This is a genomic window from Pseudomonas sp. 18173 (assembly GCF_050432945.1).
Lineage (GTDB): Bacteria > Pseudomonadota > Gammaproteobacteria > Pseudomonadales > Pseudomonadaceae > Aquipseudomonas.
Genome location: NZ_JBKFTN010000033.1, coordinates 38,945 through 51,255, shown reverse-complemented (window position 1 = coordinate 51,255; position 12,311 = coordinate 38,945). Strand labels below are relative to the sequence as shown.

Here is a 12,311-nt window from a genome sequence, read left to right as displayed (position 1 = left end):
GCTCTACCAACTGAGCTACGCCCACCATATTGCGCTACTTGTGCCAAAGCTGCCTAATGGCGCACCCGGCAGGACTCGAACCTGCGACCATCCGCTTAGAAGGCGGATGCTCTATCCAGCTGAGCTACGGGCGCCTTGTTAGCTGTACCCTTGGAGGACTACAAACTAAGTGCTTTCCAGTCTTGCAGGATCGTAATCCCGCTCAACCTTCTTAACCAGTGCTAGGCTGTGCCCGACAAGTGCGACGAATAGTATAGAGCCCCCCGATGGTCGTCAAATCCTTTTTAAAAAAAATTCATTTAATTAAAGGAGTTAGGGGAATTTGCAGACCAAGCGCCTTTGCCCTCACCGCATGACATGCGAGAATGCGTTCTCTTTTTTTCCCCTCTCGATGGTTAATCACGCGCAATGACTGCACAACTAATCGACGGCAAATCGATCGCCGCCAGCCTGCGCCAGCAGATCGCCCAACGTGTCACCGAGCGTCGCCAGCAAGGCCTGCGCACGCCCGGCCTTGCGGTGATCCTGGTCGGCAGCGATCCTGCCTCTCAGGTTTATGTCTCGCACAAGCGTAAAGACTGTGAAGAGGTCGGCTTTCTATCCCAAGCCTACGACCTGCCTTCGCAAACCACTCAAGAAGCGCTGACCGAACTGATCGATCGCCTGAACGACGATCCTGCAATCGACGGCGTTCTGCTTCAACTGCCGCTTCCCGAACACCTGGACGCCTCCCGCCTGCTGGAGCGCATTCGTCCGGATAAGGATGTCGACGGTTTCCATCCTTATAACGTCGGTCGCCTGGCCCAGCGTATTCCGCTGCTGCGCCCATGCACCCCCAAGGGCATCATGACCCTGCTGGAAAGTACCGGTGTCGATCTGTACGGGATGAATGCAGTGGTCGTCGGCGCGTCCAATATCGTTGGCCGCCCGATGGCGATGGAATTGCTGCTGGCCGGTTGCACCGTAACGGTCACCCACCGCTTTACCAAGGACCTGGCCGGACATGTCGGCCGCGCGGACCTGGTTGTCGTCGCCGCTGGCAAGCCGGGCCTGGTCAAGGGTGAATGGATCAAGGAAGGCGCGATCGTGATCGATGTCGGCATCAACCGTCAGGATGACGGCAAGCTGGTCGGCGACGTCATCTATGAAACCGCCCTGCCCCGCGCCGGCTGGATCACCCCGGTACCCGGTGGCGTTGGCCCGATGACCCGTGCCTGCCTGCTGGAAAACACCCTGTACGCCGCTGAAACCCTGCACAGCTAAGTTTCGACGCGCACGCTTGCAGCGAGTCAAGGAACCCCGCCACTGGCGGGGTTTTTTTGCCTTCGAAAAAGCCTCGACCATCCGCCGGAAAATGACATATTTTTCATGTTTCCCGGGACTTTCACCTGTTACTTGAACAACCATCGACAGTTATTCAGCCATACTCCAGAATGTCGCGCTTTTTACGAAATAGCCCGTTACAAAACGGCTTATCAACACATTACGAGTCTGCCAGCGTGAAAATCCGTCTTTCCATCCTGAGCCTATTTTTTGCAGTTACAGGGACTTTCATCACGCCTGTTGCCAGCGCTGGCGATACCACGGCTGCACCGCGCGATACCGCACATCTCAAGATCGCTTCCGGCAGCGCCTTGCTCATGGATCTGCAGACCAATAAAGTCATCTACGCCAGCAACCCTGACGTGGTCGTCCCCATCGCTTCGGTCAGCAAGCTGATGACGGGCCTGGTGGTGGTTGAAGCCCGCCAGAACATGGACGAATACATCAATATCAACATCAGCGACACGCCGGAAATGAAAGGCGTGTTCTCCAGGGTCAAGCTCAACAGCGAAATGCCACGCCGGGAAATGCTGCTGATCGCCTTGATGTCCTCGGAAAACCGCGCCGCCGCCAGCCTCGCGCACCACTACCCGGGTGGCTACGCGGCGTTCATTGCCGCGATGAATGCCAAGGCCAAGGCACTGGGCATGACCAACACGCACTTCGTCGAGCCAACCGGTCTCTCGCCACGCAACGTATCCACCGCCCGCGACCTGAGCAAACTGCTGGTCGCGGCACACAAGTACCCGTTGCTGACCGAATTGAGTACGACCAAGGAAAAAACCGTATCCTTCCGTAAACCCAACTACAGCCTGGGCTTTCGCAACACCGACCACTTGATCGGCAAGCCGAACTGGAACATCGAGTTGACCAAGACCGGCTTCACCAACGAAGCAGGCCACTGCCTGGTGCTGGTGACGCACATGGGCAACCGCCCCGTTACCCTGGTGATCCTCGACGCCTACGGCAAGTACACCCACTTTGCCGATGCCACGCGCATCCGCAACTGGGTTGAAACCGGCAAGGGCACCACCGTGCCGCCGGTTGCCATGCAATACAAATCGGATAAAAACCTGAAGCAACGCCAAAGCGGCGTGGTTGAAGCCTCGAAGTAACAACGCGGCAACGCACGAAAAGCCCCGAACATCCGGGGCTTTTTTTCGCCTGGCATTCAATCGTTGGGCAACGGCATCAGGTCGTCATCCGGAATGCCGTCACCAGCGCTCGGATCTTTCCAGCCTTTGTGCGTCGTTGGTCGCACCAGAGGATCGCTCAACGGGTTGCCCGGATCCATGACCGGATCGGTGCCTTGTTCGGGGGTTACAGGGACAGTTTCCGGACGTTTGTCGCCGAAACCGGAATCAGTGGACATACGCACCTCCATTGGACCTAAGGTTTGAGATTAGCCAGTGGATCGTAGGGCTTGGCCGGAGCCTTGGGGTTGTCACCCGGCTTCACGTCCCGCGGTGCCTTGGCGGGCCCGATGGGGTCGACCTGGGGATCGGCAAGGTCCGGAGAGTCGGGGTCGAAACCCAGCTCGGCGCCAGACGAATGTTCGGACGAGTGCGGACCGACGGGCGTTGTGGAATGAGCCATGGGCGCCTCCTGATCTCGGCCCGGTCATGTACCGGGCCCATAAGGATTAGAGGCTGGCGACGGGTGAAGGTGCCCGTCGGGTGACAAGCGGACCTAGTGCGCAGCCAAGGCTTTTTTCGCCTTGGTGGCGGCCTGTTCCTGACCGGCCTGAGCCAGGTCGTTGGCGGCCTTGAGCCAGCGCTGCTGATCGACCTGAGCCGGGATCTGCGTCGGATTCTGGATCAGCACGGCCCAACCACCGGCGTCCTTGAACGCCGACTCGAAGGCGCTGAAGCTCATCATTTCGCGGCGATCCATCCCGGCCCGCAACAGGACCGTCTGCTTCTGGCGGTTGTAGCCGGCCAGAATGGCGTAACGCGGTTCGGCCCACATGGCCGAGCCTTCAGTAAAGCGCACCATCACCGGATAGCCGGCGGCGACTTGCGACAACAAGGCTGAGAGATTGCTGTCGAGGGGATACACGACCATCCCGTACTCGCGCGCCAGGTTCTGCATGTTCTGTTGCAACTGGGCTTCGCCCCCGGGCAAATGCAAGGGTTTTTCGAGCAAGCCAGGGGTAATCACGATGCCCTGCTGGGACAGCATGCTGGCCAACACCTGTGGCCCGCTTTGATACGCATCGCCGCGATAGAACCGGCCGCTGAGCTCGACTCGCTCCGGCAATCGCTTGATCTCGGGTGCAACGCTCCCGGCACAGCCCGCCAGACCTGCCACGCAACCGGCCATCAGCATGGCCGACAAAATCCGAGAAAATACCCGCACCATCATCGCTCTCTTTTTCAGGTTCAGACGCCAGGCAATCCCATTCCCGGCTCGGTCGTCGATCATAGGTCGCCGCGCCGCTACGGTATAGCTTTAAACGGTAGTCCCATGCATTCGATAGAGCGAACTGGTTGGTGACTGCCGACTTTCGGTCAATAGTCTGAAATGCAGCAACGACTAGACTGTTTTCTGAAGAGACGAAAGCGAAGCGTGGTTGCCCGCAGCAGGGCAAAGAGGAGGCACAGATGAGCCTGGCAATGATCATTGCGATGTTGATTGGCAGTTGGCTGGCGGTCGCCGCCGCCATGCTGTGGGGGGTGCTGCGCATCACTCGCCGCCACCATCACCCTGTTCAGCCAGCCCCTGCGCCAAAAACCGACGAGGCATCGAACCAGCACGCCAACGCTCACTGACACGACATTCAGCCGATACCAACAAAAACGGCCGCCTGCACTCCCGGGAGTTCAGGCGGCCGTTTCATTGAGCGACGGTCAGGCTTCAGTCGCCAGCCGCTTCGCCCTGGCCCGGCGGGACATCATGTTCAACACCTCGATCGAAGCCGAGAAGGCCATGGCCGCATAGACGTAGCCTTTCGGTACGTGGGCGCCGAAGCCTTCGGCGATCAGCGTCATGCCGATCATGATCAGGAAGCCCAGGGCCAGCATCACCACCGTCGGGTTGTCGTTGATGAACTTGGCCAGCGGATCAGCCGCCAACAACATCACCAATACCGACACCACCACCGCGATGACCATGATCGGCAAATGCTCGGTCATGCCGACAGCGGTAATGATGCTGTCGATGGAGAACACCATGTCCAGCATCAGGATCTGACCGATCGCCGCAGCGAAGCCCAGGGTTACCGTCGAGGTCGCCGACTTCGGATCTTCCGGGGCCGGGTCCATGCTGTGATGGATCTCGGTGGTCGCCTTCCACAACAGGAACAGGCCACCGGCGATCAGGATCATGTCTTTCCAGGAGAACGCGTGGCCGAGAATCTCGATCACCGGCGCGGTCAACTGCACGATGAACGCGATGGTGCTCAGCAAGCCCAGGCGCAGGATCAACGCCATGCCGATACCGATGCGCCGCGCCCTCTGACGATTGTGCAAGGGCAGCTTGTTGGTCAGGATCGAGATAAAGATCAGGTTATCGATGCCGAGCACGATTTCCATCACGATCAGGGTGGCCAGGGCGACCCAGGCGGTGGGGCTGGCGGCAAGTTGTAAGAGGTAGTCCATGGGTCAGTCCTGACTCGTTGTAATACGGTTTAGATTTCCTGGGAGGAAGACTCGGATTTTTCCGACTCTTTTTCCGATGATTCTTTTTTGCCACTCAACCCGCCGGTGGCATCGCTGAGCGCCTGCTCGGCGGCCTTGTGGGTATCGTCAATCGCCTGTTTGGCGCTTTCGGCGGCCTTGCCCATCAACTGCTGCGAGCTTTTCTCGGCCTGGTCGCAACCGGCCAGTACCAGTAAAGACGTGATCAACAGTGCCGTGGTTTTCAGCTTCATGATGCATTCCTCGATAGAACAAACGGGACCTGATCGATGGCCCGTTGATAGCGATGCATTCTAGGGAAATGAATACTTCAGGAAAATTCGTATTTTCAGCGGTTATACTTCGATTTTTACGAACTGTAGATCATCATGCTCAACTATCGGCAATTGCATTACTTCTGGGTGGTGGCCAAGACCGGCAGCATCGTGCGCGCCTGCGAGCAACTGAACCTCACGCCACAAACCATCAGCGGGCAGATTTCACTGCTGGAACAGACCTTTGGCATCGAGTTGTTCCGCCGCGTCGGGCGGCAGCTTGAACTGACCGAGGCCGGACGCCAGGCCCTGCCCTACGCCGAGCAAATGTTTCAGCTGGGTGGCGAACTGGAACTGATGCTGCGCGCACAACCCAATGAGCAGCAGATTCTGTTTCGCGTCGGCGTGGCCGACGTGGTGCCCAAATCCATCGTCTACCGCCTGATCGCGCCAACCATGGAGCTGAGCGAACCGCTGCGCATCACCTGCCGCGAAGACAAACTCGAACGCTTGTTGGCCGACCTGGCGATCCAGCGCCTGGACCTGGTGATTTCCGACAGCCCGATGCCGTCGCACCTGGACATCAAGGGCTACAGCCAGAAACTCGGCGAGTGCGGGATCAGCTTCTTCGCCACCCCTGAGCTGGCGGCACGTTACGGCCGGGACTTTCCGCGCAACCTGCACGGTGCGCCGCTGCTGATTCCCGGCCCGGAAACCGTGGTGCGCAGCCGTTTGCAGCGCTGGTTCGCCGAGCAGCAGATCCAGCCGCAGATTGTCGGAGAGTTTGACGACAGCGCCCTGATGCAGGCCTTCGGCCAATCCGGTAGCGGGATCTTCATCGGCCCGAGCGTGATTGCCGATGAAGTGCAACGCCAATATGGCGTGGAAGTGATCGGCCAGACCGACGCCGTGAGCGAGTCGTTCTATGCCATCTCAGTGGAACGCAAGGTCAGGCACCCCGGCATTGTCGCCATTACCGAAGGTGCCCGACGCGAGCTGTTTACCGCGTTTTAAACGTTCAGGCGCAGACTTCACGGGGCTTGAAGGTCATCAGCGCAATGGCCAGCAGGATCGAGGCGAGGATGAAAGCCGCCGCGGCGAAGCCCAGGCCTTGCAGGCCGACGCTGTCGATCACCCGGCCGCCGATCATCGCACCCAGGCCGATCCCGAGGTTGGCCCCGGCGATGTTCAGCGACGCGGCAAACGCCGGCGCCTCAGGCGCGGCTTTCATCAGACGCACATGGCTGACCAGGAACAACGCCGCCTGGGTCACGCCCCAGATGCCCATCGCCGCCGCCAGGCCGAGCGGCGAATGAATGTTCGGCACCAGCGCCACCAGGCCGGCAATCATGAACGCACAGAACATCATCGACGCCATCAGCGGATGACGATCCACCGCCCGACCGCCCAGGGAATTGCCGATCAGCCCGACCGCACCAAAGCCCATCAGGCACCAGCCAACCACCGTGCCGTTGAAACCGGCCAGGCGTTCAAGGATGTCGGCCAGGTAGGTGTAGGCGGTGAACATACCGCTGAACACCACCACCGACAGCAGCACGTGACCAAGCATCAGCGGGCTGCGCAGGATCTTGAACTGCGACAGCAGGCTCACCTGATGCTGGTGCAGATGGGTCTTGGGCAGGTAGATAAACAGCAGCAACGCCTTGGCAAAGGCGATGACCGCCAGAATGGCAAAGGCACTGCGCCAGCCGAACGCATCGGAAATCAGCGTGCCCACCGGAATGCCGAACACCGTGGCGCAAACGATGCCGAAGCCGATCTTGGCGATGGCGCGACCGGCGTAATCCGGTCCGACGATGTCCACCGCCGTTTCGCTGGCCAGCGCCCAGAACACCGGCAGCCCCAGCGCCGGGATCAACCGGGCAAACGCCATCACCCAGATGTTCGGCGCCAGCGCCGCCAGGGTGTTGGCCAGGCCAAACAGGATCAGCACCGAAATGAACAGCTTGCGACGCTCGAAGCGGGCGAAGTACGCCGTCAGGAATGGCCCGAACGCGGCCACGGTGAAGGCGAACAGCGTCACCAGCAACCCCGCTTGCGGGATGCTCACGTCCAGGTCGCGGGCGATGGCCGGTAACAGGCCAACGATGATGAATTCCGTGGTCAGCACCGTGAAACCGGCGGCAGACAACAGAAGAATGGGCAACAGCATGCAGAACTCCAGAAAAAACGACGACACCAGCGATGACCCGAAGGCCCACTGGCAGACATGAAAATGAGGATGGCGAATCTTAACAGACTGTTTCCACGCGCGGTTGCACGAACCTGCCTATCTCGTTGAATGCCAGGGTGGCAGTTCGTCACAGGTCTGAAAGATCGTGCCTGCCCGTGATAAAGTCCGCGCCCTTGAAAACGTACACCCCCTTGTTTCCCCTTAGGTTTCCTGCCTGCGGCCTGCCCTGTTTGTGGCTGCACTCCTGCGAAACCCTGCACCTAAAAAATCAGAGATGCCGTTTTATGACCGCTTCATCCCCTTCCCTATTGCAACGCCTTAAACGCTTGAGCCTGGTCACGCAGATCCTGATCGGACTGGTCGCCGGTATTGCCCTGGCCCTGTTTGCCCCTGACGTGGCCAAGTCCACCGCATTCATCGGCAAAGTGTTTGTCTCTGCACTGAAAGCGGTCGCACCGATCCTGGTGTTTGTGCTGGTCATGGCATCGATTGCCAACCATAAGCACGGGCAGGAAACCCACATCCGGCCGATTCTGTTCCTGTATCTGCTGGGTACTTTCGCCGCCGCCGTGGTCGCGGTGGTTGCCAGCATGATGTTCCCGTCGAGCCTGGTGCTGTCGACCCAGGATGTTGCAGTGACGGCGCCGGGCGGAATTGGCGAAGTGCTGCAAAGCCTGTTGCTGAGCGTGGTGGAAAATCCGGTCAGCGCGCTGATGAACGCCAACTTCATTGGCATTCTGGCGTGGGCCATCGGCATGGGCATTGCCATCCGCCACGCCGGCGACACCACCCGTGAAGTGCTGGGCGACCTGTCCAACGGCGTGACCGTGATCGTGCGCCTGGTGATCAGCTTCGCCCCGCTGGGCATCTTCGGCCTGGTGGCCTCGACGCTCGCCATCTCCGGTTTCGGCGCGCTGATCGGCTACGCGCACCTGCTGGCCGTGCTGCTGGGCTGCATGCTGTTCGTGGCGCTGGTGATGAACCCGATCATTGTCTTCTGGAAACTGCGCCGCAATCCGTACCCGCTGGTCCTGACCTGCCTGCGCGAGAGCGGCATCACCGCGTTCTTCACCCGCAGTTCGGCGGCGAACATTCCGGTCAACCTGGAATTGAGCAAGCGACTGGGCCTGCATGAAGACACCTATTCGGTGTCGATCCCGCTGGGCGCGACCATCAACATGGCCGGTGCGGCAATCACCATTACCGTGCTGACCCTGGCAGCCGTGCATACCCTGGGCATCGCCGTGGACATCCCGACCGCGATCCTGCTGAGCGTCGTTGCCGCGATCTGCGCCTGCGGTGCTTCGGGGGTGGCCGGTGGGTCGCTGTTGCTGATTCCGCTGGCGTGCAGCCTGTTCGGCATTCCAAGCGAAATCGCCATGCAGGTGGTGGCGGTGGGTTTCATCATTGGTGTGTTGCAGGATTCGGCGGAGACCGCACTGAATTCGTCTACCGATGTGCTGTTCACCGCAGCGGCGTGCCTGGGTGAAGAGCAAAAAGCCGAGCGCCTGGCCTGACACGCCCCCTANGTCGCTGTTGCTGATTCCGCTGGCGTGCAGCCTGTTCGGCATTCCAAGCGAAATCGCCATGCAGGTGGTGGCGGTGGGTTTCATCATTGGTGTGTTGCAGGATTCGGCGGAGACCGCACTGAATTCGTCTACCGATGTGCTGTTCACCGCAGCGGCGTGCCTGGGTGAAGAGCAAAAAGCCGAGCGCCTGGCCTGACACGCCCCCTACTGTAGGAGCGAGCTCGCTCGCGATGGACGTTAACGATAACGCGTTCTTTCTGGATTAACGCGTTGCTCTTGGGTTCATCGCGAGCAAGCTCGCTCCTACAAAGGTCTGCACTGCATGAGTCATGTATGAAAAAGCCCGCCAAGGCGCGAACCTTGGCGGGCTTTTTTGTATCTGGACGGTTTAGAACGCGCCCATGTAGTCGCGCTTGCCCACTTCCACGCCGTTATGGCGCAGCAGTGCGTAAGTGGTGGTGACGTGGAAGAAGAACTGCGGCAGGCCGTAGGTCAGCAGGTAGGACTGGCCGCTGAAGCGTTTTTCTTTAGGCGTACCCGGGCGGGTGACGATCTCGATGCCTTCCTTGCCATTGATCTGCTCCGGCTTGATGCTGCCGATGAAAGCCAGGGCCTTGGCGATCAACGCTTGCAGTTCGGCGAAGGTGGTTTCGCTGTCGTCGTACTTCGGCAATTCGACTTCGGCCAGGCGACCGGTTACACCCTTGCTGAAATCAACGGCGATCTGCACCTGACGCACCAGCGGGAACATATCCGGGAACAGGCGCGCTTGCAGGAACGCGTTAGGGTCGATGTTTTTTTCGGTGGCGTGAGCCTCGGCCTTTTTCAATACATCGCTCAGGGCGTTGAGCATTTGCTGAAAAACAGGCACGGAGGCGTCGTACAGGGAAATGGTCATGGCAGGTCTCATCTGGAGTGAACATGGGTCATTTGCAGGAGCGAGCTTGCTCGCGATGGACGTGAACGATAACGCGTTCTGTCTGAATAAACGCGTAGCGCCGGAGTTCATCGCGAGCGAGCTCGCTCCTACACAGGTGATCGGTATCAGGGGCCGATTATAGCCATGCACGCCCCTCCCGAGACCGGTCTTTTTCAGCTGCCGTACACTTTCGCCGCCGGAACGGCCTGAGCCACCAGTTGTGCGACGGCTTCGCCCATCTCGCCAACCGCCCATCGGCCCTGGCGATCCAGTTGCGGACCACGGCGCCAGCCATCGGCGATCGACAACTTGCCGCCCTCGACTTCGAACATCTGCCCGGTCACCCCGGCGGAAGCCTCGGAGCCGAGCCACACCACCAGCGGCGCAACGTTTTCCGGGGCGAAGTAATCGAAGCCCTCTTCCGGTTTTTTCATGGTGTCGGCGAACACTTGCTCGGTCATCCCGGTCCGCGCGGCCGGCGCCAGGGCGTTGGCGGTGATCCCGTAGCGACGCAGTTCAGCCGCCTGCACCAGCGTCAGCGAAGCAATACCGCCCTTGGCCGCCGCGTAGTTGGACTGGCCAATTGAGCCCTGCAAACCGGCGCCGGAACTGGTGTTGATGATCCGCGCATCGACCTTGGCGCCACCCTTGGCCTGCTCACGCCAGTACTTCACGGCGTGGCTGGAAATGCAGAAGTGGCCCTTCAGGTGCACGGCCACCACGGCGTCCCAATCGGCTTCACTGAGGCTGGCGAACATGCGGTCGCGGCAGATGCCGGCATTGTTGACCACCACGTTCAGGTCACCAAAGGTTTCGATGGCCTGGCGCACGATCAGCCCCGCCGAGTCATAGCGGGTGATGTCGTCGCTGTTGGCCACGGCACTGCCGCCCTGCCCGAGGATTTCGCCAACCACGGCGAGCGCCGCCTCGCGATTGATGTCGTTGACCACCACTTTCGCGCCTTCAGCGGCGAAGGCCAGTGCGTACGCCCGGCCCAGACCACCGCCGGCACCGGTGATGATGACGACGCGGTTTTCACAGATTTTCATGTTCTACATCCTTCAAATTCATCACGAGTCGCACAATCCCCCCCTGTAGGAGCGAGCTTGCTCGCGATGGACTCAAGAACGATGCGGTTATCCAGATACCCCGCGTATTCGTTGACGACCATCGCGAGCAGGCTCGCTCCTACAGGATCGGTGTGTGTTCCGGGTTACAAACGTTCGATAATCGTCACGTTGGCCTGGCCGCCGCCTTCGCACATGGTCTGCAGGCCGAAGCGACCGCCGCTGCGCTCCAGCTCATGCAGCAGGCTGCACATCAATCGGGTGCCGGTGGCGCCCAGCGGATGGCCGAGGGCAATCGCGCCGCCATTGACGTTGGTCTGTTCGTGCGGATAGCCGGTTTCTTTCAACCAGGCCATGGCCACCGAAGCGAAGGCCTCGTTGATCTCGACGCGGTCGATGTCTTCGAGCTTCATGCCGGCGCGCTTGAGTGCGTAAGCCGTGGCCGGGATCGGCGCGGTGAGCATCCAGACCGGATCTTCGGCGCGCACGCTCAAGTGATGGATGCGCGCCCGAGGCGTCAGGCCGTAGCGCTTGAGCGCCGCCTCCGAGACGATCAGCATGGCGCTCGCCGCGTCGCAGGTCTGACTGGATACCGCGGCGGTCACCCGGTCACAGCCGAACAGGAATTCCAGCTCGGCCATTTTTTCCAGGCTGGTCTGGCGCGGGGTTTCGTCATGCAACACACCGGCCAGTGGCACGATCTCGCGGTTGAAGCGGCCTTGTTCGATGGCCTGCAAGGCACGTCGATGGGACTCCAGCGAATAGGCCTCAAGTTGCGCCCGGGACAGGTCCCATTTTTCCGCGATCATCTGCGCCGAACGAAACTGGGTCGGTGGTTGCGCGCCGTAGCGTCGCACCCAGCCCTCGGATCCGCTGAAAGGATCGCTGAAACCCAGGGGCTCGGCAGCGATCATGGCCGAGGAAATCGGGATCTGGGTCATGGTCTGCACGCCACCGGCCACCACCACATCCTGAGTGCCGCTCATCACCGCCTGGGCGGCGAAGTGCACCGCTTGCTGGGACGAACCGCACTGGCGATCGATGGTGGTACCCGGCACCGATTGCGACAGGCCGGCCGCCAGCCAACTGGTGCGGGCAATGTCACCGGCCAGCGGGCCGATGGTGTCGACACAGCCGAAGATCACGTCGTCGTAATCCTCGTCGGGAATGTCATTGCGCTCGACCAGCGCGCGCAATACGTGGGCGCCCAGGTCGGCGGCGTGGATCTGGCTCAGACCACCCTTGCGCCGCCCGGTGGGCGTGCGCAGGGCGTCGACTATGTAGGCTTCAGGCATGGTCTACCTCGGTGAAAAAATTGAAATCGGGCGCCGATGACCTGTGGGAACGAGCCTGCTCGCGAATGCGCCATGGCAGGCAACATCCACTT

Annotated in this window: 14 protein-coding genes, 1 tRNA gene and 1 pseudogene; 6 read left to right on the top strand and 10 right to left on the bottom strand. The window is 60.5% G+C overall.

What is annotated here, in order from left to right; genetic code table 11:
* Positions 1-57: 57 nt before the first annotated feature.
* A tRNA-Arg gene (locus tag ACLD1X_RS26735) sits at positions 58-134 on the bottom strand.
* Between the two features lie 274 nt (positions 135-408).
* Here ACLD1X_RS26735 and folD point away from each other — a divergent pair.
* Positions 409-1,263 (top strand): bifunctional methylenetetrahydrofolate dehydrogenase/methenyltetrahydrofolate cyclohydrolase FolD, encoded by an 855-nt coding sequence (folD, locus tag ACLD1X_RS26730; protein ID WP_429372915.1) that lies wholly within the window; start codon positions 409-411, stop codon positions 1,261-1,263.
* 236 nt (positions 1,264-1,499) lie between these two features.
* The gene (pbpG, locus tag ACLD1X_RS26725) at positions 1,500-2,438 is read left to right on the top strand and encodes a D-alanyl-D-alanine endopeptidase (RefSeq protein WP_429372914.1); all 939 of its coding nucleotides are present in this window, start codon (positions 1,500-1,502) and stop codon (positions 2,436-2,438) included.
* A gap of 56 nt (positions 2,439-2,494) precedes the next feature.
* Here the strand turns inward: pbpG and ACLD1X_RS26720 are convergent, their stop codons facing one another.
* The 3 genes from ACLD1X_RS26720 to ACLD1X_RS26710 all read right to left on the bottom strand — a co-directional run bounded on the left by ACLD1X_RS26720 (position 2,495) and on the right by ACLD1X_RS26710 (position 3,747).
* Positions 2,495-2,695 (bottom strand): hypothetical protein, encoded by a 201-nt coding sequence (locus ACLD1X_RS26720; RefSeq protein WP_429372912.1) that lies wholly within the window; start codon positions 2,693-2,695, stop codon positions 2,495-2,497.
* Positions 2,696-2,712: 17 nt separating this feature from the next.
* Positions 2,713-2,919 carry a DUF6021 family protein gene (locus tag ACLD1X_RS26715; RefSeq protein ID WP_429372910.1) on the bottom strand — a complete coding sequence of 69 codons (207 nt, stop codon included), beginning with the start codon at positions 2,917-2,919 and terminating at the stop codon, positions 2,713-2,715.
* Positions 2,920-3,012: 93 nt separating this feature from the next.
* Positions 3,013-3,747 (bottom strand): peptidase C39 family protein, encoded by a 735-nt coding sequence (locus tag ACLD1X_RS26710; protein WP_429372908.1) that lies wholly within the window; start codon positions 3,745-3,747, stop codon positions 3,013-3,015.
* A 179-nt stretch (positions 3,748-3,926) separates the two neighbouring features.
* On the opposite strand from ACLD1X_RS26710, the gene ACLD1X_RS26705 reads away from it, so the two are divergent.
* Positions 3,927-4,094: a hypothetical protein gene (locus ACLD1X_RS26705; protein WP_429372906.1), complete on the top strand. Its 168-nt coding sequence runs from the start codon at positions 3,927-3,929 to the stop codon at positions 4,092-4,094.
* A 78-nt stretch (positions 4,095-4,172) separates the two neighbouring features.
* Here the strand turns inward: ACLD1X_RS26705 and ACLD1X_RS26700 are convergent, their stop codons facing one another.
* Both ACLD1X_RS26700 and ACLD1X_RS26695 read right to left on the bottom strand, forming a co-directional pair.
* Positions 4,173-4,922 (bottom strand): TerC family protein, encoded by a 750-nt coding sequence (locus ACLD1X_RS26700; RefSeq protein WP_429372904.1) that lies wholly within the window; start codon positions 4,920-4,922, stop codon positions 4,173-4,175.
* A gap of 29 nt (positions 4,923-4,951) precedes the next feature.
* On the bottom strand, positions 4,952-5,194 hold the full coding sequence (locus tag ACLD1X_RS26695) for a hypothetical protein (RefSeq protein WP_429372902.1): 243 nt from the start codon (positions 5,192-5,194) through the stop codon (positions 4,952-4,954).
* Positions 5,195-5,329: 135 nt separating this feature from the next.
* Here ACLD1X_RS26695 and nhaR point away from each other — a divergent pair, with 135 nt between their 5' ends.
* Positions 5,330-6,229 (top strand): transcriptional activator NhaR, encoded by a 900-nt coding sequence (nhaR, locus tag ACLD1X_RS26690; protein WP_429372900.1) that lies wholly within the window; start codon positions 5,330-5,332, stop codon positions 6,227-6,229.
* Between the two features lie 4 nt (positions 6,230-6,233).
* On the opposite strand, the gene ACLD1X_RS26685 is transcribed toward nhaR, so the two are convergent.
* Complete coding sequence (locus ACLD1X_RS26685) at positions 6,234-7,388, bottom strand: MFS transporter (RefSeq protein WP_429372898.1); 1,155 nt, start codon at positions 7,386-7,388, stop codon at positions 6,234-6,236.
* 305 nt (positions 7,389-7,693) lie between these two features.
* Between ACLD1X_RS26685 and sstT the strand changes: the two genes are divergently transcribed.
* Together sstT and ACLD1X_RS26675 are read left to right on the top strand one after the other, a co-directional pair.
* Positions 7,694-8,926, top strand: a complete 1,233-nt coding sequence (gene sstT / locus ACLD1X_RS26680) for a serine/threonine transporter SstT (protein ID WP_429372896.1) — start codon at positions 7,694-7,696, stop codon at positions 8,924-8,926.
* Positions 8,927-8,939: 13 nt separating this feature from the next.
* Positions 8,940-9,134, top strand: a pseudogene (locus tag ACLD1X_RS26675) (serine/threonine transporter SstT); the annotation flags it as partial.
* Between the two features lie 192 nt (positions 9,135-9,326).
* On the opposite strand, the gene ACLD1X_RS26670 reads toward ACLD1X_RS26675, so the two are convergent.
* The 3 genes from ACLD1X_RS26670 to ACLD1X_RS26660 all read right to left on the bottom strand — a co-directional run bounded on the left by ACLD1X_RS26670 (position 9,327) and on the right by ACLD1X_RS26660 (position 12,219).
* Positions 9,327-9,836, bottom strand: coding sequence for a DUF1993 domain-containing protein (locus ACLD1X_RS26670; RefSeq protein WP_154861387.1), 510 nt, complete (start codon positions 9,834-9,836; stop codon positions 9,327-9,329).
* A 194-nt stretch (positions 9,837-10,030) separates the two neighbouring features.
* A complete protein-coding gene (locus ACLD1X_RS26665) occupies positions 10,031-10,906 on the bottom strand; it encodes an SDR family oxidoreductase (RefSeq protein ID WP_429372894.1) in 876 nt (291 codons plus the stop codon).
* A 164-nt stretch (positions 10,907-11,070) separates the two neighbouring features.
* On the bottom strand, positions 11,071-12,219 hold the full coding sequence (locus ACLD1X_RS26660; protein ID WP_429372892.1) for an acetyl-CoA C-acetyltransferase: 1,149 nt from the start codon (positions 12,217-12,219) through the stop codon (positions 11,071-11,073).
* Between the last annotated feature and the right edge of the window lie 92 nt (positions 12,220-12,311).

Excerpts from the sequence above, each read along its gene's own strand:
- folD (WP_429372915.1), top strand. The coding sequence starts at position 409 with ATGACTGCACAACTAATCGACGGCAAATCGATCGCCGCCAGCCTGCGC.
- ACLD1X_RS26720 (WP_429372912.1), bottom strand. The coding sequence starts at position 2,695 with ATGTCCACTGATTCCGGTTTCGGCGACAAACGTCCGGAAACTGTCCCT.
- ACLD1X_RS26715 (WP_429372910.1), bottom strand. The coding sequence starts at position 2,919 with ATGGCTCATTCCACAACGCCCGTCGGTCCGCACTCGTCCGAACATTCG.
- ACLD1X_RS26710 (WP_429372908.1), bottom strand. The coding sequence starts at position 3,747 with ATGATCGACGACCGAGCCGGGAATGGGATTGCCTGGCGTCTGAACCTG.
- ACLD1X_RS26705 (WP_429372906.1), top strand. The coding sequence starts at position 3,927 with ATGAGCCTGGCAATGATCATTGCGATGTTGATTGGCAGTTGGCTGGCG.
- ACLD1X_RS26700 (WP_429372904.1), bottom strand. The coding sequence starts at position 4,922 with ATGGACTACCTCTTACAACTTGCCGCCAGCCCCACCGCCTGGGTCGCC.
- ACLD1X_RS26695 (WP_429372902.1), bottom strand. The coding sequence starts at position 5,194 with ATGAAGCTGAAAACCACGGCACTGTTGATCACGTCTTTACTGGTACTG.
- nhaR (WP_429372900.1), top strand. The coding sequence starts at position 5,330 with ATGCTCAACTATCGGCAATTGCATTACTTCTGGGTGGTGGCCAAGACC.
- ACLD1X_RS26685 (WP_429372898.1), bottom strand. The coding sequence starts at position 7,388 with ATGCTGTTGCCCATTCTTCTGTTGTCTGCCGCCGGTTTCACGGTGCTG.
- sstT (WP_429372896.1), top strand. The coding sequence starts at position 7,694 with ATGACCGCTTCATCCCCTTCCCTATTGCAACGCCTTAAACGCTTGAGC.
- ACLD1X_RS26670 (WP_154861387.1), bottom strand. The coding sequence starts at position 9,836 with ATGACCATTTCCCTGTACGACGCCTCCGTGCCTGTTTTTCAGCAAATG.
- ACLD1X_RS26665 (WP_429372894.1), bottom strand. The coding sequence starts at position 10,906 with ATGAAAATCTGTGAAAACCGCGTCGTCATCATCACCGGTGCCGGCGGT.
- ACLD1X_RS26660 (WP_429372892.1), bottom strand. The coding sequence starts at position 12,219 with ATGCCTGAAGCCTACATAGTCGACGCCCTGCGCACGCCCACCGGGCGG.